Annotated in this window: 23 protein-coding genes; 21 read left to right on the top strand and 2 right to left on the bottom strand. The window is 70.2% G+C overall.

All coding sequences use genetic code 11. The annotated features are described in order from the left end of the window. Position 1 precedes the first annotated feature (1 nt). Genes AB0P08_RS08425 through AB0P08_RS08405 form a run of 5 tightly spaced genes read left to right on the top strand, consistent with a single transcriptional unit; the run spans position 2 to position 2835 of the window. Positions 2-232, top strand: coding sequence for an RNA-binding protein (locus tag AB0P08_RS08425; protein ID WP_025103341.1), 231 nt, complete (start codon positions 2-4; stop codon positions 230-232). Then, positions 216-833 (top strand): ribosome maturation factor RimM, encoded by a 618-nt coding sequence (rimM, locus tag AB0P08_RS08420; RefSeq protein WP_363589314.1) that lies wholly within the window; start codon positions 216-218, stop codon positions 831-833. Before AB0P08_RS08425 ends, rimM begins: the two co-directional genes overlap by 17 nt. A 19-nt stretch (positions 834-852) precedes the next feature. Continuing rightward, complete coding sequence (gene trmD / locus AB0P08_RS08415) at positions 853-1557, top strand: tRNA (guanosine(37)-N1)-methyltransferase TrmD (protein WP_259951647.1); 705 nt, start codon at positions 853-855, stop codon at positions 1555-1557. 46 nt (positions 1558-1603) lie between these two features. Then, positions 1604-2338, top strand: coding sequence for a class I SAM-dependent methyltransferase (locus tag AB0P08_RS08410; protein ID WP_363589312.1), 735 nt, complete (start codon positions 1604-1606; stop codon positions 2336-2338). Further along, entirely contained in the window at positions 2335-2835 is a 501-nt protein-coding gene (locus tag AB0P08_RS08405) for a pyrimidine dimer DNA glycosylase/endonuclease V (protein ID WP_363589310.1), read from the top strand. The genes AB0P08_RS08410 and AB0P08_RS08405 overlap by 4 nt, the downstream gene beginning before the upstream one ends. Here AB0P08_RS08405 and map read toward each other — a convergent pair. Next, positions 2780-3562, bottom strand: a complete 783-nt coding sequence (map, locus tag AB0P08_RS08400; protein ID WP_280567943.1) for a type I methionyl aminopeptidase — start codon at positions 3560-3562, stop codon at positions 2780-2782. The two genes, AB0P08_RS08405 and map, sit on opposite strands and share 56 nt — an antisense overlap. A 109-nt stretch (positions 3563-3671) precedes the next feature. Here map and AB0P08_RS08395 point away from each other — a divergent pair, with 109 nt between their 5' ends. The 9 genes from AB0P08_RS08395 (at position 3672) to AB0P08_RS08355 (ending at position 10710) form a co-directional block, all read left to right on the top strand. Beyond that, a complete protein-coding gene (locus AB0P08_RS08395; protein ID WP_187663991.1) occupies positions 3672-4160 on the top strand; it encodes an MFS transporter permease in 489 nt (162 codons plus the stop codon). Between the two features lie 169 nt (positions 4161-4329). After that, a complete protein-coding gene (rplS, locus tag AB0P08_RS08390; RefSeq protein ID WP_025103348.1) occupies positions 4330-4680 on the top strand; it encodes a 50S ribosomal protein L19 in 351 nt (116 codons plus the stop codon). A 119-nt stretch (positions 4681-4799) separates the two neighbouring features. Next, complete coding sequence (lepB, locus tag AB0P08_RS08385) at positions 4800-5525, top strand: signal peptidase I (RefSeq protein WP_187663992.1); 726 nt, start codon at positions 4800-4802, stop codon at positions 5523-5525. Next, the gene (gene rnhB, locus AB0P08_RS08380; RefSeq protein ID WP_187663993.1) at positions 5522-6181 is read left to right on the top strand and encodes a ribonuclease HII; all 660 of its coding nucleotides are present in this window, start codon (positions 5522-5524) and stop codon (positions 6179-6181) included. The genes lepB and rnhB overlap by 4 nt, the downstream gene beginning before the upstream one ends. Positions 6182-6237: 56 nt before the next feature. Beyond that, the gene (locus tag AB0P08_RS08375; RefSeq protein WP_017204525.1) at positions 6238-6564 is read left to right on the top strand and encodes a DUF2469 family protein; all 327 of its coding nucleotides are present in this window, start codon (positions 6238-6240) and stop codon (positions 6562-6564) included. Between the two features lie 111 nt (positions 6565-6675). Beyond that, entirely contained in the window at positions 6676-7038 is a 363-nt protein-coding gene (locus AB0P08_RS08370; RefSeq protein WP_315636919.1) for a YraN family protein, read from the top strand. Continuing rightward, complete coding sequence (locus AB0P08_RS08365) at positions 7035-8564, top strand: YifB family Mg chelatase-like AAA ATPase (RefSeq protein WP_363589307.1); 1530 nt, start codon at positions 7035-7037, stop codon at positions 8562-8564. Before AB0P08_RS08370 ends, AB0P08_RS08365 begins: the two co-directional genes overlap by 4 nt. After that, positions 8561-9751, top strand: a complete 1191-nt coding sequence (gene dprA / locus AB0P08_RS08360) for a DNA-processing protein DprA (protein ID WP_363589305.1) — start codon at positions 8561-8563, stop codon at positions 9749-9751. Before AB0P08_RS08365 ends, dprA begins: the two co-directional genes overlap by 4 nt. A 56-nt stretch (positions 9752-9807) precedes the next feature. Continuing rightward, entirely contained in the window at positions 9808-10710 is a 903-nt protein-coding gene (locus AB0P08_RS08355; RefSeq protein ID WP_363589303.1) for a tyrosine-type recombinase/integrase, read from the top strand. A 23-nt stretch (positions 10711-10733) separates the two neighbouring features. Here AB0P08_RS08355 and AB0P08_RS08350 read toward each other — a convergent pair whose 3' ends face one another. Beyond that, entirely contained in the window at positions 10734-11342 is a 609-nt protein-coding gene (locus AB0P08_RS08350) for a murein hydrolase activator EnvC family protein (RefSeq protein WP_363589301.1), read from the bottom strand. A gap of 304 nt (positions 11343-11646) precedes the next feature. On the opposite strand from AB0P08_RS08350, the gene rpsB reads away from it, so the two are divergent. From rpsB to AB0P08_RS08315, 7 genes are all read left to right on the top strand, one after another. Further along, entirely contained in the window at positions 11647-12588 is a 942-nt protein-coding gene (rpsB, locus tag AB0P08_RS08345; protein ID WP_259951634.1) for a 30S ribosomal protein S2, read from the top strand. A gap of 41 nt (positions 12589-12629) precedes the next feature. Beyond that, positions 12630-13457 carry a translation elongation factor Ts gene (gene tsf, locus AB0P08_RS08340; protein ID WP_187664000.1) on the top strand — a complete coding sequence of 276 codons (828 nt, stop codon included), beginning with the start codon at positions 12630-12632 and terminating at the stop codon, positions 13455-13457. A 90-nt stretch (positions 13458-13547) separates the two neighbouring features. After that, complete coding sequence (gene pyrH / locus AB0P08_RS08335; RefSeq protein WP_025103358.1) at positions 13548-14264, top strand: UMP kinase; 717 nt, start codon at positions 13548-13550, stop codon at positions 14262-14264. Positions 14265-14331: 67 nt separating this feature from the next. Further along, the gene (gene frr / locus AB0P08_RS08330; RefSeq protein WP_187664001.1) at positions 14332-14886 is read left to right on the top strand and encodes a ribosome recycling factor; all 555 of its coding nucleotides are present in this window, start codon (positions 14332-14334) and stop codon (positions 14884-14886) included. Between the two features lie 5 nt (positions 14887-14891). Then, positions 14892-16025: a phosphatidate cytidylyltransferase gene (locus tag AB0P08_RS08325; protein WP_363589299.1), complete on the top strand. Its 1134-nt coding sequence runs from the start codon at positions 14892-14894 to the stop codon at positions 16023-16025. A 20-nt stretch (positions 16026-16045) separates the two neighbouring features. Continuing rightward, positions 16046-16627: a DivIVA domain-containing protein gene (locus tag AB0P08_RS08320; RefSeq protein ID WP_187664144.1), complete on the top strand. Its 582-nt coding sequence runs from the start codon at positions 16046-16048 to the stop codon at positions 16625-16627. Positions 16628-16693: 66 nt separating this feature from the next. After that, positions 16694-17386 carry an aggregation-promoting factor C-terminal-like domain-containing protein gene (locus AB0P08_RS08315; protein WP_363589297.1) on the top strand — a complete coding sequence of 231 codons (693 nt, stop codon included), beginning with the start codon at positions 16694-16696 and terminating at the stop codon, positions 17384-17386. Positions 17387-17388 lie beyond the last annotated feature (2 nt).

Raw genomic sequence — 17388 nt, 5'->3', positions numbered from 1 at the left:
CGTGCTCGCCGCCGCGCTCGAACACATCGTCAAGGGGATCGTCGATCACCCCGAAGATGTGCGCATCCACGAATCCTCGTCGCCCCGTGGCGACCTGCTCGAGGTGCGTGTGCACCCCGACGACCGTGGACGCGTGATCGGGCGCGGCGGCCGCACGGCCAAGGCCCTGCGCACCCTCGTGAGTGCACTCGCCGACGGGCGTCGTGTCCGCGTCGATGTCGCGGACGACTGACGTGGTGTCGCAGGACCGCACCCAAGGCCGTAACCAGCTGCGCGTCGGGCGCCTGGTCAAGGCTCATGGGCTCAAGGGCGCGCTGAAGCTCGAGCTCTACACCGACAATCCGGAGCGGCGCTTCGTCCCCGGGGCCGCGTTCACGTTGCAGGTGCCAGAGGCATCTCCGTGGCACGGCAAGGAGATCGTCGTCCGCGAATACCGCGTGATGAACGGCAACCCCGTCGTCTTCTTCGAGGACGTGGACGATCGCACCGCCGCCGAGAGCCTCGTCCGCGCCATCCTCTGGATGGACCAGGACGAGGACGAGACCGAGGACAACGCCTGGTTCGACCACCAGCTCGTCGGCCTGGACGTCGTGCGGGACGAGGTCGTCGTCGGCCGCGTGATCCGCGTCGAGCACCTGCCGGCGCATGACCTCCTGATCGTGAAGCCGTCGTCGGGCGGGAGCACGGACGAGGTGATGGTCCCGTTCGTCGAGGCCATCGTCCCCACCGTCGACGTCGCGGCCGGACGGGTCATCGTCACCCCTCCCGCCGGGCTCTTCGAGGAGCTTCCCGAGTCGGAGGACGAGACCACCGCCTCCGACGCTGCCGAGTGACCGCTGATACGGTTCCCCCGTGCGCATCGACGTCGTCTCCATCTTCCCCTCGTACTTCGACGGACTGACGCTCTCCCTGCTCGGCAAGGCCCGCGGCTCGGGTCTGCTCGACCTCCAGGTGCATGATCTTCGCGACTGGACGCACGACCGGCATCGCACCGTCGACGACACTCCGTACGGCGGAGGAGCGGGCATGGTCATGAAGCCCGAGCCGTGGGGGCTCGCCCTCGACGAGCTCACCGCGGATACCGCCGCGCCGCCGACCATCATCTTCCCGTCGCCGGCAGGCGAGGTCTTCACCCAGGCGACCGCGCGGGAGCTCGCGGGGCGCGACCACCTCGTGTTCGGCTGCGGGCGCTACGAGGGCATCGACGAGCGCGTCTTCGAGTACGCCGCCGAGCGTGGCGAGGTGCGGCTGCTGAGCCTCGGCGACTACGTGCTCAACGGCGGCGAGGTCGCGACGATGGCGATGATCGAGGCCATCGGCCGTCTCATCCCCGGGGTCGTCGGCAATCCGGCGAGCCTGGTCGAGGAGTCGCACGAGGACGGACTCCTCGAGTACCCGTCGTACACGAAGCCCTCCGTCTGGCGTGACCGTGCGGTACCGGATGTGCTCCTCAGCGGCAACCACGGGGCGATCGCGGCATGGCGGCGCGAGCAGCAGCTCGTCCGCACGCGGCTGCGCCGCCCCGATCTGCTTCCGGACGCGCCGACCGACGACTGACCGCACCGCGACCGTCTGCGGCAACGACTGCTGTTAGCGTCGAGACATGGTGGATGTGACACGCGCGCGATCGTTCGAAGGCATCGGCGAGGAGTACGACCGCTACCGACCGGGCTTCCCGGAGCGTGCGGCCGACATCATCGTTCCGGCGCCGGTGGCCACGGCGCTCGACCTCGGCGCCGGCACCGGCAAGTTCACCAGCCTGCTCGTCGAGCGTGCGGCGCGGGTGATCGCCGTCGAGCCTTCCGCGCCGATGCTCGCCGTCCTCGCCCGGACGCTGCCGACCGTCGAGGCGCGGCCGGGGACCGCGGAGAGCATCCCCGTGCCGGACGGTTCCGTCGATGTCGTCAGCGTCGCGCAGGCGTTCCACTGGTTCGACCGGGATACGGCGGCGGCCGAGATCGCCCGCGCACTCGTCGCCGACGGGACGCTCGGGCTGCTCTGGAATCGCGCCGACCCCGCCTGTGCGTGGGATCTCGCCTGCCATCGGGTGGCGCATCCCGCGGTCGGCGCGGACGACGACACCTCCGCATCGGCGACCGACATCCCCGGCTTCGCCCTGGAAGCCCACGAGGAGGTGCGCTGGACGGAGCGGATCAGCCGCGAGGTCTACCTCCGACGCTGGGGCACGGTGAGCAGTCTCCTCGTGGCGGACGACGCGGAGCGTGCAGGGATGGTGGCGGCCCTGGAGGCGGTGCTGGACGGCGCGGACGAGACGCGCGGGAAGGCGGAGTTCGACCTCCCCCATCTCACCGATGTGTTCCGCTACCGCCGCGTATGAGGATCTGGTCGCTGCACCCTGAGTACCTCGACCGTCAGGGTCTCGTCGCCTGCTGGCGGGAGACGCTGCTCGCGCAGGCGGTGCTCGCCGACGCCACGAAGGGGTATCAGCGACACCCGCAGCTCGAGCGCTTCCGGGAGGCAGCGGATCCGCTGGCCGCGGTGGGCGCGTACCTCATCGCTGTCGCCGACGAGGCGGACGCCCGCGGCTACCGTTTCGACCGCACGCGCATCCGGCGCCGGGAGCCTGCCGTTCCGACGATGCCGGTCACCGCGGGTCAGCTCGCGCGGGAATGGGAGCACCTGCGTGCGAAGCTCGCCGAGCGCAGTCCTGAGGTGCTTCAGCAGCACGGGGATGTGGCGCTCCCGAAGGCGCACCCGCTGTTCACCATCGTGCCGGGGCCGGCCGCATCCTGGGAACGAGCCGACCCGGCGGCCGAGGTCAGTCCACCCCGAGGAACGAACGATCCGTCAGGATTATCGGCCCGTCGTCGGTGATCGCGATGGTGTGCTCGGAGTGCGCCCCTCGGGACCCGTCCGCGCTGCGCAGCGTCCACCCGTCGGGGTCGGTGACCAGCTCGTCCGTGGTCGCGAGGAACCAGGGCTCCAGCGCGAGCACGAGGCCGGCGCGGAGCGGGAACCCGCGGCCCGCGCGGCCGTCGTTCGCGACGTGGGGGTCGCCGTGCATCGTGCGGCCCACGCCATGCCCGCCGAAGTCGGTGTTGATCGAGTACCCCTCGCCATGCGCGATCTCAGCGATGGCAGCGGAGATGTCACCGATGCGGTGCCCGACCACCGAGGTCTCGATCGCGGCGGTCAGCGCGCGCTCGGTGGTGTCGATGAGACGCAGGTCCTCATCCCGCGGCGTGCCAACGACGAAGGAGACCGCGGAATCCGCGACCCAGCCGTCGACCGAGACGGCGAAGTCGAGGGTGACGAGGTCGCCGTCCTTGAGTGCGTAGTCATGGGGGAGACCGTGCAGCACCGCGTCGTTCACCGAGGTGCAGATGACCTTGCCGAACGGGCTCGCGCCGAACGACGGGTGGTAGTCGATGTAGCAGGACTCGGCGCCCGCCTTGCGGATCATGTCGTGGGCCCGGCGGTCGATCGCCAGGAGGTTGGTGCCGACCTTCGTCTCGTCGCGCAGGGTCGCCAGCGTCTCGGCGACGAACCGGCCTGCCGCGCGCATCTCATCGATCTCGGCAGGGGTGCGCAGTTCGATCATCAGTGTCCTCTCGTCCCGTCCATTCTCCCTGATCGGACGGGGTGCGCGGCGCCTGCCGCTCTCAGCGAACACCCGTGACGGGGGCCCGACCTCGCCGTAGCATCGGAGCATGTGGATCCGACAGGCCTTCTTCCGCTGGCTGCTGCCGTCGGCGTTCCTCCTGCCGCTGTGGCTGCTCATCGGCTGGGCGGTCTTCCAGGGCGGGTGGTCGATCCTCTGGGTGCTGCTCATCGCGATGCCCTCGGTCTTCGTAGGACAGCTCCTGCTCACGCTGCTGACGCGTTCCCGGCCGTCTGTCCGCGCCGAGCGCGCCCTGTCGTGGTGGGACGTCGCCGGGTTCGGTCTCTGGCACGCGCTGACGATCGCGGTCGGCTTCTTCATCGATGGCGCTTTCGGTTGGCTCCTCGCCGCCGCCATCGTGGTGGGCATCGGACTGGTGTGGCTGCAGCTGTGGCAGCTCTGGAATGAAGCGCGGGGGAGTGGAGCGCGGATTCGTGAGACCATCTCCTGGTCGACGATGACCCCGCCCCGCGCGGAGACGACGCAGACCAGCGTGCACGAGGTGATCGTGGTGCGGGAGACCGACGACCGGCCCTGACCGCTCGTTTTGGTGGGACATGCCATCCGTGGCAGAATGGTTCTTTGTGCCGTGACCGGCTCTGCCCCAGGGGAGCCCGCGGACGCGTCAGCGCCGTTCGGCACACTCCCATTCTTGTTCCTTCCTAATCCGTGCATCCGACCTGAGGCGAGTGCAGAGAGAGACGATCATGCAGATCCTCGACGCCGTCGACGCGGCTTCGCTCCGTTCCGACATCCCCGAGTTCTTCCCCGGTGACACCGTCAAGGTGCACGTCAACATCACCGAGGGCAACCGTTCTCGTATCCAGGTCTTCCAGGGCGTCGTCATCGGCCGCCAGGGTGACAGCGTCCGCGAGACCTTCACCGTCCGGAAGATCAGCTTCCAGGTGGGTGTCGAGCGTACTTTCCCCGTGCACTCCCCGGTGATCGACCACATCGAGGTCGTCACCCGCGGCGACGTGCGTCGCGCCAAGCTCTACTACCTGCGCGAGCTCCGCGGCAAGAAGGCGAAGATCAAGGAGAAGCGCGTCAACAACTGACGCGAAGCTTCTTCACAGCACCCCGGGACACGATGTCCCGGGGTGCTTTCGTTCTGTCCCCGGTGTGCGAACCTTGTTATTGCCGTGCGCTCACGGTGCATTCTTCGAGAAGGAACCAGATGACTGACTCTCCGTCCGCACGCCCGACACGACGGCGGCGCGGGTTCCTGGTCTTCCTCCGTGACGTGCTGGTCATCGTCGTCATCGCCGCGCTGGTGTCCTTCGTCATCAAGACGTTCGTGGTCCGATCGTTCTACATCCCATCGGCCTCCATGGAGCGCACGCTGCTGATCGACGACCGCATCCTCGTCGACGAGCTCACCCCGCGCTGGACCGGCTATGAGCGCGGTGACATCGTCGTCTTCAAGGATCCGGGCGGCTGGCTCGACCCGATGCCGCAGACACCTGCACAGCCGCCGCTGGTCCAGGCCATCGACTGGGTGCTCACATTTGTCGGCATCTCGGCAACCGACACCCAGGACCATCTGGTCAAACGGGTGATCGGCGTCGAAGGTGACCATGTGGTGTGCTGCAACGCGCTGGGGCAGATCACGATCAACGGTGCCCCGATCGATGAGCTGAGCTACCTGAACCTCCCCGAGGGCGACACCGCGGCCTCCAACGAACCTTTCGACGTCGTCGTGCCCGAGGACTCCGTGTGGCTCCTCGGCGACAACCGGGACCGCTCCCGCGACGCCCGTGCACACCAGGAGCTGCCCAGCGGCGGTTTCGTCCCGGTGTCCAACATCGTGGGCAAGGCGTTCCTGACGACCTGGCCGCTCGACCGCTTCGGACCGATCGACGGCCACCACGAGATCTTCAACGGAGTGCCGGACCCCGAATGACTGTCATCACGCCTCGACTGACCCTGGAGCGGAAGCTCCTGGGGGAGTGTGACCTGATCATCGCCCTCGACGAGGTCGGTCGCGGGGCGCTGGCCGGGCCGGTGGCCGTCGGGGCGGCGGTGATGGACGCCAAGGGGGCTCGTCGCCGCGTGCCGGAGGGGCTGCGCGACTCGAAGCTCGTCCCCGAGCGCCGGCGCCCCGACGTCGCCGCCCGCGCGGCTGCGTGGGTGCAGGCCTCGGGCGTCGGCTGGGCGACCGCCGCGGAGGTCGACGAGGTCGGGATCATGCGGGCGCTGGGCCTTGCCGCCTCCCGCGCGGTGCTGGCGGTGGTGGCGCAGGGTGCCACGGTCGAGAACGCTCTGGTCCTCCTCGACGGCAACCACGACTACGTCTCGCGCGTGCATCCTGGGCCCTTGAACGTCCGGCCGGTCGTCAAAGCGGACCGCGACTGCGCCTCGGTGTCGGCGGCGTCGGTGATCGCGAAGGTCGCCAGGGACGGGTACATGGCCGAGCTCCACGAGGATCACCGCGATTACCAGTGGGACCGCAACAAGGGGTACGCGAGTCCGGAGCACCGGGAGGCCATCCGGTCGTTCGGCCTCTCACCGTTCCACCGTTCGTCGTGGGCGATCGCCGACGCACCGACGCTCTTCTGAGCGGTCGCGGCCGGGATGCCGCGACCGGCGCCCGCCGACCATAGGATGGACTCATCATGGATGAGGAAGCCTTCGACGACTACGACCGTGAGCTCGAGCTCGCGCTGTTCCGCGAGTACCGCGACGTCGTCTCTCAGTTCCAGTACGTCGTGGAGACCGAGCGTCGCTTCTACCTGGCCAACGAGGTCAACGTCGTGCGCCGGGACACCGAGCACGACTTCTACTTCGAGATCTCCATGAGCGATGTGTGGGTGTGGGACATCTACCGTGCGGACCGGTTCGTGAAGGCCGTCCGGGTGCTCACGTTCAAGGACGTGAACGTCGAGGAGCTGCAACGCCGCGAGTTCGAACTGCCGCAGGAGCTCTCGCTCGACGGGGAGTGACTCCAGCCGCCGTTCCTGCACAACGGTGACGTGCTCCACTGTTTCCACAGCGGCCGGGCTGTCTGCTCCGGACCGCGGAGGTCACGGGGTGGCCCCGGGAATCCTGTGGGGATGGCAGCGAAAGATGACCTCGGGCGAGCCGGGGAACAGCAGGCAGCGGACTACCTGACGAAGCGCGGGTATCGCATCGTCGATCGAAACTGGCGGTGTCCACAGGGGGAGCTGGACATCGTCGCCGTCATCGGTCGGCATCTCTCCGTGGTCGAGGTGAAGACGCGGCGGTCGGCGGCCTTCGGGCACCCGTTCGACGCCATCGACGACCGGAAGCGCCGGCGGCTGTGGCAGCTCGCCTATGCGTGGCGGGCTGCGCATCCGGATCTGGCACGGGGACGGGTGCTGCGGGTGGAGGCGGTCGGCATCGTGGGGGCGGTTCCGGAGACCGCGTCCATCGAGCACCTCGAGGACATCGCGTGAGCACCGCTCGGACGTGGTCGGTGGCCCTCACCGGGGCGGAGGGGCATGTCGTCGAGGTCGAGGCCGACCTCTCGCCGCAGACGCCGGAGTTCCGCATCATCGGTCTCCCCGACAAGTCTCTGGGCGAGGCGGTGCAGCGCGTGCACAACGCCTGCGTGAACTCCGGGCTGTCGCTGCCCCGGCGGCGTCTGACGGTGAACCTCTCGCCGGCGAGTCTGCCCAAGCACGGGTCCGCCTTCGACCTCGCGATCGCGGTCGCCTCCCTCGCTGCGAGCGACATGCTCGCTCGTCGTGCCGTGCGGCAGACGGTGCACCTGGGGGAGGTCGGGCTGGATGGCCGTCTGCGGCCCGTCCCCGGTGTGCTTCCCGCGGTCTTCGCCGCTGCACGCGCCGGCTTCGAGCGCGTGATCGTGCCCCACGGCAACGCGACGGAAGCCGGTCTCGTCGCCGGCGTCGAGGTGCGCGCCGCCGCGTCGCTCGCCGAGGTGGCAGTCTGGCACGGGGCCGAGGTGGAGGTGCCGGATGTCGAGCCGGTTCCCGGCCCGCAGCCGCCGGAGGGAGAACCGGACGACCGGGACCTCAGCGATGTCCTCGGACAGGAGGAAGCCGTCGAGGCCCTCATCGTCGCGGCCGCGGGCGGCCACAACATGCTCCTGAGCGGTCCGCCGGGAGCAGGCAAGACGATGCTCGCCGGGCGACTGCCCGGGATCATGCCGCCGCTGACCGAGCAGGAGGCCATCGAGGTCGCGTCCGTGCGCTCCCTCTGCGGCGAGGCCGTGACCGGGCTCGACCACCAGCCTCCGCTGGTCGCTCCGCACCACAGCGCCTCGGTGGCGGCGATGGTCGGAGGCGGGTCGCGGACGGCGCGCCCCGGCGCGGTCGCACGGGCTCATCGGGGCGTGCTCTTCCTCGACGAAGCGGCCGAGTTCCCCCGGGTGGCCTTGGACGCGCTCCGTCAGCCACTCGAGACCGGCTTCGTCGACGTGCATCGATCCGGCTTCGTCGTGCGGTTCCCGGCGCGGTTCCAGCTGCTCCTGGCGATGAACCCGTGTCCGTGCGGGAACCGGGGGGTGCGTGACGGCGACTGCATCTGCCCACCGCAGGCGCTGCGACGCTACGCGACCCGCCTCTCCGGGCCATTACGCGATCGTCTCGACATCGATCTGCCGGTCTCGCGCGTCGCCGCCTCACGCTCGCTCGCGGGGGAGCGCTCCGAGGTGACCACCGTCGAGGCCCGGCGCCGCGTCGGCGAGGCGCGCGCTCGAGCGGAGCGGCGATGGCGTGGCACGCCCTGGCGACGCAATGCGGAGGTTCCCGGGACCCTGCTCCGGCACGGCGGATTCCGCCTCCCGCCAGACGCGCGGGCCGGTCTCGATCGGGCACTGGAACGAGGGGCGTTGACGCTCCGCGGATACGACCGCGTCCTCCGGGTGGCATGGACCATGGCCGACCTCGCCGGACACGACCTCCCCGGAACGGACGAGATCGGCCGCGCGCTCCTTCTGCGGATGGGGGTGGCGCGGTGATCGACGAACTCGTCTCCCAGCAGGATGCGCTCGACGCCGCTCGGAGAGTGCGCGGCACCGATGACGTGGCGGAGGCGCTCGCACGTGTCGCCTGGTCCGTCGTCACCGATCCCGGGGACGCCGTCGCCGCGACCCTCGTGCGCGAGTTCGGACCGGCCGACGGCATGCGTTTCGCTCTCGACGCGCGGGGACGGTCGTGGCCGATGGTCCGCGCTGCGGGCGCACGACGGGCGCTCGACGAGGCGCGGGCGCGGTGGCGACAGCGTGCCGATCCGGCGGCTGTGATCGATGCCCTCCGGCGGGCGCAGACGGCGGGCGCCCATCTGCTCCTTCCGGGAGATCCCGACTGGCCGCTCGCCGTCGACGATCTCGATACGGAGGCTCCGGTGGTGCTGTGGGCGCGCGGGCGCCCGGAGCTCCTGACCAGCGCGGCACGCGTCGCCATCGTGGGCGCCAGGGCGGCCACCGCCTACGGGGAGCGCGTCGCCGCCGACCTCTCCGGCGACCTGGCCGCCGCGGGGACGGCTGTCGTGTCGGGCGGCGCGTACGGCATCGACGGGGCAGCCCACCGCGCCGCGTTGACTGTCGGTGGGGGGACGATCGCGGTTCTCGCCGGAGGCGTGGACCGCCCGTACCCCGCCGGGCACCGCAACCTTCTCACGCGGATCGCGGTCGACGGGGTCGTGGTCAGCGAGGTGCCCTGCGGGACGGCGCCGACCCGGTGGCGCTTCCTCGCCCGCAACCGACTGATCGCGGCACTGGGGCAGGCGACGGTGGTCGTCGAGGCCGGGTGGCGCAGTGGCTCCCTCAACACGGCGGGGCACGCGGCAACGCTCGGCAGGCCACTCGGCGCGGTGCCCGGTCCCGTCACCTCCGCCTCGTCGGCCGGCTGTCATCGGTTGCTCCGCGAGTACGACGCGGTGTGCGTCACCTCCGCGGCGGAGGTGGCCGAGATGCTCCCGATCGACGCGCGGTCGCCGCACGCACACGATGCCACGGAGGAGGGGCGGGTCCTGCTCCTCCGTGCCCTGAGCACCCGGACCGCTCGGACGGAGGCGCAGCTCGCGCAGCGCGCGGATCTCACCGTCGAGCGGACCAGGGCGCTGCTCGGCCTCCTCGATCTCGACGGCCTTGCGCGGCGGGACGGGGACGGCTGGCGCGGGATCGGCGCGGCACGGACGTCATAGGACGGCTCGCGGCGGGGCGCACGGCTCGGGGGGCGGGGGAGGGGCAGGGTGGAGGTATGGACTTCGCGGTCGCTGTCGAGGCGTTCGCCGACCACCTGGAGAAGGTGCGCCGGCTGTCGCCGGCGACCGTGAAGGCGTATCGCTCCGACCTGCGGGACCTCGGGGCGAGCGTGGCGGGCGGTCCGGTGGACCGGATCGACCTGGAGATGCTGCGCGAATGGCTGTGGCAGGCGACCCAGCGCGGCGACGCGCGAGCGACGCTGGCCCGACGTGCGGCCACCGCGCGAGCGTTCTTCGGCTGGGCGCGCGAGCAGGACATCATCTCCATCGACCCGAGTCTTCGGCTCGTGGCGCCGAAACGGGCGAAGACGCTGCCGACCGTGGCATCGAAGGACGCGATGTCCGAGCTGTTGGAACGCCATCGGCAGGCCGCATCCTCGGGCGAGCCCGTCGCCCTCCGTGACCACGCCGTCCTGGAGCTTCTCTACGGCGCCGCGGTCCGCGTCTCCGAGCTCTGCGGTCTCGACATCGACGACCTCGATCTCGACCGCGGGACGGCTCTTGTGCGGGGCAAGGGCGACAAGGAGCGCGTCGTGCCATTCGGTGCCCCGGCCAGGGATGCACTCGGTGCGTACCTGCGCCGCGCTCGCCCGGCGCTCCTCAGCAGGGCCGCGGATGCCTCGCCTGCCGTCTTCCTCGGGAGCCGCGGTGCCCGGCTGGGACCGCGGACGGTCTACGAGGTGGTCGCCCGTGCGCTCGCACCCGTCGTCGGCGCGGAGACCGTCGGGCCGCACGCCCTCCGCCACACGGCGGCGACGCATCTGCTCGACGGCGGCGCCGACCTGCGCGCCGTGCAGGAGATCCTAGGGCACGCGAGCCTCGGCACGACGCAGATCTATACGCATGTCTCGGCGGAGCGGCTGACGGCGACGTACCGGCTGGCGCACCCTCGCGCCTGAGCGGCTGCCCGCTCGGTCGGAGATCAGGTCCCGCAGCAGGGCAGGAGACGGGCCCGCAGGACGGCGCCGAACAGCAGCATCGGGTTGATGTACTCCCCATCGCGCCGCACACCGACATGCAGCGCGCCAGGAGCCGTGTGCCCACCTGCGGAGACCCGACCGATCTCCTGACCCCGGCTGACCGTGTCGCCCGCCCGGAGCGACGACTCCAGCGGCTCGAACGAGCTCACCAGGCCGTCTGCGTGTCGGATGGTCAGCACGGGACGATCGACGACCACGCCCTGGAACGCGACCACTCCGTCCGCCGGAGCGCCGACAGCGGTACCGGCGGCGGCGGTGACGTCCACGCCCCGGTGTCCGGGACCGTAGGCGTGCGCCGGTGCGCGATACGCGGCGCTCACATGGCGGCCACCGTCGACGGGCCATCGCCAGGCACCCTCGGAGGCGGAACTGTCGGCCGGGGACGGGCCGGAGCGGGGTGCCGTCGCCGCGTGTACGGATGCAGGGGCGGCGAGTGGGGCGCCGCCGCCGCCCAGAAGCACGAGACAGGCGAGCGCCGCCGTGATCGCGACGCGAGCGGCACGAGACGAGTGTGAACGGACAAGGTGAGGGGAACCCGAGGGAGAAGCCATGCGGTGAGTGTGCGCCGGGGGCGATCGCGCAGACCGGACGCCCGGGGGAAGAACCCTGTAGCGGGGGAGAAGGGCGAGGATCGCGCTCCTGTGCAGGACGAGCCGGCGGCGCATGATCCTGTATGCTGGACGAGCACCTCGATCTCGGGGTGACTACGCGTGCCCAGAGCGACTCCGTCGTGGCATCCACTCCCGCAGGTCCCGTTCTCCGAACGGGTGGGCGTGAGCCGGGCACCAGGATGTCCGACCGTCCGGTCGGCATGACAACCTCAACGGCGCTCCGCGCCAGAATCAGGAGACGACCATGGCTGTGGTCACCATCCGCCAGCTGCTCGACAGCGGCGTGCACTTCGGACACCAGACCCGTCGGTGGAACCCGAAGGTGAAGCGCTTCATCCTCACCGAGCGCAGCGGCATCCACATCATCGACCTCCAGCAGTCGCTCGGCTACATCGACAAGGCGTACGACTTCGTCAAGGAGACCGTGGCGCACGGCGGCACGATCCTCTTCGTCGGCACCAAGAAGCAGGCGCAGGAGATCCTCGCGGAGCAGGCCACGCGCGTCGGCCAGCCCTACGTGAACCAGCGCTGGCTCGGCGGCCTCCTCACCAACTTCTCCACCATCGCGAAGCGTCTCGCCCGCATGAAGGAGCTCGAGGAGCTCGACTACGAGAACCCCTCCGCCTCCGGCTTCACGAAGAAGGAGCTGCTGCTCAAGAAGCGCGAGCTGGACAAGCTCCACAAGTCGCTCGGCGGTATCCGCAACCTCACCAAGACGCCGTCCGCCCTCTGGGTGGTCGACGCCAAGCGTGAGCACCTTGCCATCGACGAGGCCAAGAAGCTCGGCATCCCGGTGATCGGCATCCTCGACACCAACGCCGACCCGGACGACTTCCAGTACCCGATCCCCGGCAACGACGACGCCATCCGTTCGGTGTCGCTGCTGACGCGCATCATCGCCGACGCCGCCGCCGAGGGCCTGCAGCAGAAGCACAACCCGGAGTCGGGCGACGCCGAGCCGCTGGCCGAGTGGGAGAAGGAGCTCCTCGAGGCTCCCGTCCAGGAGTCCGCTGACGCCGCCGAGGTCGTGACCGCCGACGACGAGGCCGCTGTCGTCGAGACCCCTGCCGCCGACGCCACCGCCGCCGACGAGGCCGGTGCCGAGGCGCACGACGAGGCGATCGCCGCCGCTTCCGGTGAGGAGACCGCCGAGGTCGCCGCCGCCGAGGCCGCAGACGCCAAGTAATCCCTCGTACACCCACACAACGAAGCAAGGAGCCACCACACATGGCCAACTTCACCATCGCCGACCTCAAGGCGCTGCGTGAGCAGCTCGGCACGGGAATGGTCGACACCAAGAAGGCACTCGAGGAGGCCGACGGCGACGTCGAGAAGGCCACCGAGATCCTGCGCCTGAAGGGTGCGAAGGGCAACGCCAAGCGCGCCGACCGTTCGACCAGCGAGGGCCTCGTCGTCGCTCGCGAGCAGGACGGCGCCGTGACGCTCGTCGAGCTCGCCTGCGAGACCGACTTCGTCGCGAAGAACGAGCGCTTCATCGCGCTGGCCGACAAGGTCGCCGACGCCGTCGCCGCCGTGAAGGCCGACTCGGTCGAGGCCGCTCTGGCCGCTCCGGCGGGCGACAAGACCGTCGAGCAGCTCATCTCGGAAGAGGCCGCCATCATCGGCGAGAAGGTCGAGCTCCGTCGCGTGCGCACCGTCACCGGTGACAGCGTCGAGGTCTACCTGCACCGCACGAGCAAGGACCTGCCGCCGCAGATCGGTGTCGTCGTCGCCTACACGGGTGACGACGCCGAGACTGCGCGCAGCATCGCCCAGCACATCTCGTTCGCCAACCCGTCGTACCTGTCCCGCGAGGACGTGCCGGCGGATGCGGTCGAGAAGGAGCGCGAGATCGTCACCGAGATCTCCCGCAACGAGGGCAAGCCCGAGGCCGCTCTGCCGAAGATCGTCGAGGGCCGTGTCTCCGCGTTCATCAAGCAGGTCGCCCTGCTCGAGCAGGACTACGCGAAGGACAACAAGCTCTCCGTCGCCCAGGTGGCGAAGGACGCCGGTATCACCGTGACGGACTTCGCGCGCTTCAAGGTCGGCGCGTAGCACTGTCGAAGGGGTTCGGATCGCTCGATCCGAACCCCTTCTTCATGCCCACCAGGCACTATCTTGAATCGGGACGAGAGGACATCCCCCATGACTGAACGCACCGGACGCCGTCGCGTCCTCCTCAAGCTCTCCGGAGAGGCGTTCGGCGCCGGGCAGCTCGGCGTCAACCCCGACGTGGTCAGCCAGATGGCGCGCGAGATCGCCGCTGCGGTCGACCGGGTCGAAGTGGCGGTCGTCGTCGGCGGCGGCAACTTCTTCCGCGGGGCGGAGCTCAGCCAGCGGGGCATGGACCGGGGGCGGGCCGACTACATGGGCATGCTCGGCACCGTGATGAACGCCCTCGCGCTGCAGGACTTCCTGGAGCAGGCGGGCGCGGCGACGCGCGTGCAGTCGGCGATCTCGATGACCCAGGTCGCCGAGCCCTACATCCCGCGTCGCGCGGAGCGGCACATGGAGAAGGGCCGCGTGGTCATCTTCGGTGCCGGTGCGGGCCTGCCGTACTTCTCCACCGATACGGTCGCCGCGCAGCGCGCACTGGAGATCGGTGCGCAGGAGGTCCTCGTCGCCAAGAACGGCGTCGACGCGATCTACACCGCCGACCCGAACAAGCACGCCGACGCCGAGCGCATCGAGCGCGTGACCTACCGCGATGCGCTCCAGCAGGGCCTCAAGGTCGTCGACTCGACGGCGTTCAGCCTGTGCATGGACAACAACATGGACATGCGCGTCTTCGGCATGGAGCCGGCGGGCAACGTCACCCGCGCTCTCCTGGGCGAGCCCATCGGCACGCTCGTCACCGCCTGAGCGCCTGCACGGGACGGGGGCCCGCTCCCGATAGAATTTCCAGAACACCCCGACGATAGGAGCCACCGTGATCGCGGACGTCCTCGCTGAAACCACCACCCGCATGTCCCGGGCCGTCGAGGCTGCCAAGGAGGACTTCTCCACGGTGCGCACGGGTCGTGCGAACCCGCAGCTCTTCCAGAAGGTGCTGGTCGACTACTACGGCACGCCGACGCCGCTCGCTCAGCTCGCGTCGCTCGCGAACCAGGAGGCGCGCACGCTCATCATCACGCCGTACGACAAGTCGGCGCTGAAGGCGATCGAGCAGGCCATCCGCGACATGCCGAACCTCGGGGCGAACCCGACGAACGACGGCAACCTCGTGCGCGTCACGATGCCGGAGCTCACGGCGGAGCGCCGTAAGGAGTACGTCAAGCTCGTGAAGTCGAAGGCGGAGGACGCCAAGGTCCACGTCCGCGGCATCCGCCGGAAGGCGAAGGACGAGCTCGACGGCCTGAAGAGCGAGCTCGGCGAGGACGAGATCTCCCGTGGTGAGAAGGAACTCGACGCGCTGACCCGTCAGCACGTCGACCTCATCGACGACGCGCTGAAGCGCAAAGAGGCAGAACTCCTCGAGGTGTAGTCCGCATGTCCGACGAATCGCGAGGCACCGACGAGGGCGCTCCGGTGGCGCGGCCGGAGGTCGGCCCCGACGGCGGCGTGCCGCTCGGCGACGCGGCCTTCCCGGCCTTCGACGCCGACCGCGTGCCCCCGCGACCGCCGCTTCCGGCGACGCCGGGTGCAGCGCCGGTGACCGCCGACCGGCTGGACACCGCGGATCACAATGCGATCCGCGAGCAGTGGCGCCAGGCGCGGGACGAGTTCGGCACGCACGTGTCGCATGCGCGGGATCAGCTCGACCAGGCGAACGAACGCATCAAGCAGCGCACCGGACGTGACCTCGTCCTCGCGATCCTGATCGGCCTCGCCTTCGGTGCGGCGCTCCTCGGCTCGCTGCTGTTCGTCAAGGCGCTGTTCGTCCCGTTCGCGCTGGCCGCGGCCCTCCTCGGCGTCTACGAGCTCTCGCGCGCGCTGCGCGCCGCCGGGCGGCGCGTCGACGTGATCCCGCAGTTGATAGCGGCGACCTTCCTCGTGCTCTCCGCGTACTTCGCGGAGCCCTGGCTGAGCTGGGTCATGCTGTTCGTCTCCGTGGCGTTCGTCATCGTCTGGCGCCTGCTCGCCCAGATGGTCGCGAAGGATGGGCGCACGTACGGCGATGTGCTCACCGACGCCGTGATCGGCGGGTTCGTGCAGGTGTACGTGCCGTTCCTCGCGGGCGTGGCCCTCATCCTGCTCGAGCAGGAGGGGGGCCAGTGGTGGGTGCTCAGCTTCATCGCGATCGCCGTGGCGGCCGACACCGGCGCTTACGCCGCGGGGCTCGCGTTCGGGCGACACCCGATGGCGCCGCGGATCAGCCCCAAGAAGACGTGGGAGGGCTTCGGCGGTGCGGTGGTGGCGTCGCTCGCGGCGGGCGTCCTCCTGGCGATGTTCCTGCTCGACCTGCCCTGGTGGGGCGGTGTGATCTTCGGGGCCGCGATCCTGCTGTCCGCCACGCTCGGAGACCTCGGCGAGTCGATGCTGAAGCGGGATCTCGGGATCAAGGACATGAGCTCCTGGCTCCCCGGGCACGGTGGGCTCCTCGATCGGCTGGACAGCATCCTGCCGTCGACCGTCCCGGCCCTCTGCCTGTACTTCCTCCTCTCTCCCTGGTTGGTGCTGTGATGAACGACAGTGGTGCTGTGATGAACGACGACCGTCGCGAGGTCGCCACGCAACGCGCGGCCACGCCGGCCTTCGCGCTCACGACCGGACGCACGAAGGGGTACCACCGTGCCGCGGTGGACGGATTCCTCGCCTCGGCACGGCGGGCGTTCGAGAGCGGCGCGGACGATCTCACGGCCGATGACGTCCGCACCGTCTCCTTCCCCCTCGTCAAGGAGGGGTACGTGGTGGCTGACGTCGACGCGGCCCTCGGACGGGTCGAGGACGCGTTCGCCGCGCGGGAGCGGGAACGCGCCGTTCGGTCTCTCGGAGCGGGCGCCTGGGTGGAGCAGGCCAGAGCCGACGCGCAGGTCATCCTGGACCACCTGGCGCGTCCGCGTCGCCACCGGTTCGCCCGTACCGGCTTCCTCACGTTCGGGTACCGGGTCGACGAGGTCGACCACGTCACCTCCCGGATCGTCCGCTACCTGCGGGACGGCGACGCGCTGTCCGCTGAGCAGCTGCGGTCCGCAGCGTTCCGCATGCAGCGTGGCGGCTACCGCGAGGAGCAGGTCGACGCGCTCCTGGACGCCACCATCGACGTGATCCTGGCGGTCCGCTGAGCCGTCTGATGGCCTCTTCAGGCAGGTATGCGTAAACTGTCCTCCATCGTGAACTCCCGAAACGACATGATTCCCGAACGAAGCGACGCCGTGCTGGTACCCGCAGCCGCGGCTGCATCAGCCTCCCGCGGCACGCGCCGCTGGTCGCGCCGCCGCGGTGTCGTGGGCGTCTTCAGCTCTCTCGCGGTCGTCGCATTCGCGGCCGCGATGGTCGCGCCCACCGGCGTCGCGCTCGCTCAGCCCATCGCCACGGAGGCCCCGGACTCCGTGTATGCGGTGGCCCTGGCGGACACCCAGAACCTCACGGTCACGGTGGAGGGCGCGGCGATCACTCCCGTCGAGCGCGGCTCCTTCGACGTCTACGTCAAACCCAAGCCGAAGCCCAAGCCGAAGCCGGCCCCGGCGACCACCTCCTCGTCGTCGTCCGAGGGCTCGCAGGGCGGGTCGTCCGGGGGCGGCGGACTCCCGCCGTACAGCGGCGGAGGCGCACCCGCGGAGTGGATGGCAGCCGCCGGGATCGCGCAGGGCGACTGGCAGTACGTCGACTACATCGTCTCGCGGGAGAGCGGCTGGAACCCCAACGCGACGAACTCCTCCTCCGGTGCCTGCGGCCTCGTCCAGGCCCTGCCCTGCAGCAAGGTGCCAGGGAACGGCTACAACCCGGTCGACAACCTCCGCTGGGCGACCGGATACGCCACGGGTCGCTACGGCAGCTGGGCCGGCGCGTACAACTTCTGGGTCACCAACCACTGGTGGTGAGC

Origin of the sequence: Microbacterium meiriae (assembly GCF_040686935.1) — a bacterium.
Lineage (GTDB): Bacteria > Actinomycetota > Actinomycetes > Actinomycetales > Microbacteriaceae > Microbacterium > Microbacterium meiriae.
Note: the sequence above shows the minus strand (reverse complement) of the source record. Positions and strands in the feature narration are given on the sequence as shown.

Bases quoted from the DNA above. Each gene is read 5' to 3' on its own strand.
- pyrH (WP_025103358.1), top strand. From the start codon at position 13,548: ATGACTGAACGCACCGGACGCCGTCGCGTCCTCCTCAAGCTCTCCGGA.
- tsf (WP_187664000.1), top strand. From the start codon at position 12,630: ATGGCCAACTTCACCATCGCCGACCTCAAGGCGCTGCGTGAGCAGCTC.
- AB0P08_RS08350 (WP_363589301.1), bottom strand. From the start codon at position 11,342: ATGGCTTCTCCCTCGGGTTCCCCTCACCTTGTCCGTTCACACTCGTCT.
- AB0P08_RS08325 (WP_363589299.1), top strand. From the start codon at position 14,892: ATGTCCGACGAATCGCGAGGCACCGACGAGGGCGCTCCGGTGGCGCGG.
- rpsB (WP_259951634.1), top strand. From the start codon at position 11,647: ATGGCTGTGGTCACCATCCGCCAGCTGCTCGACAGCGGCGTGCACTTC.
- rnhB (WP_187663993.1), top strand. From the start codon at position 5,522: ATGACTGTCATCACGCCTCGACTGACCCTGGAGCGGAAGCTCCTGGGG.
- rimM (WP_363589314.1), top strand. From the start codon at position 216: ATGTCGCGGACGACTGACGTGGTGTCGCAGGACCGCACCCAAGGCCGT.
- AB0P08_RS08405 (WP_363589310.1), top strand. From the start codon at position 2,335: ATGAGGATCTGGTCGCTGCACCCTGAGTACCTCGACCGTCAGGGTCTC.
- AB0P08_RS08375 (WP_017204525.1), top strand. From the start codon at position 6,238: ATGGATGAGGAAGCCTTCGACGACTACGACCGTGAGCTCGAGCTCGCG.
- AB0P08_RS08410 (WP_363589312.1), top strand. From the start codon at position 1,604: ATGGTGGATGTGACACGCGCGCGATCGTTCGAAGGCATCGGCGAGGAG.
- rplS (WP_025103348.1), top strand. From the start codon at position 4,330: ATGCAGATCCTCGACGCCGTCGACGCGGCTTCGCTCCGTTCCGACATC.
- map (WP_280567943.1), bottom strand. From the start codon at position 3,562: ATGATCGAACTGCGCACCCCTGCCGAGATCGATGAGATGCGCGCGGCA.
- AB0P08_RS08315 (WP_363589297.1), top strand. From the start codon at position 16,694: ATGATTCCCGAACGAAGCGACGCCGTGCTGGTACCCGCAGCCGCGGCT.
- AB0P08_RS08395 (WP_187663991.1), top strand. From the start codon at position 3,672: ATGTGGATCCGACAGGCCTTCTTCCGCTGGCTGCTGCCGTCGGCGTTC.
- AB0P08_RS08355 (WP_363589303.1), top strand. From the start codon at position 9,808: ATGGACTTCGCGGTCGCTGTCGAGGCGTTCGCCGACCACCTGGAGAAG.
- AB0P08_RS08370 (WP_315636919.1), top strand. From the start codon at position 6,676: ATGGCAGCGAAAGATGACCTCGGGCGAGCCGGGGAACAGCAGGCAGCG.
- AB0P08_RS08320 (WP_187664144.1), top strand. From the start codon at position 16,046: ATGAACGACGACCGTCGCGAGGTCGCCACGCAACGCGCGGCCACGCCG.
- lepB (WP_187663992.1), top strand. From the start codon at position 4,800: ATGACTGACTCTCCGTCCGCACGCCCGACACGACGGCGGCGCGGGTTC.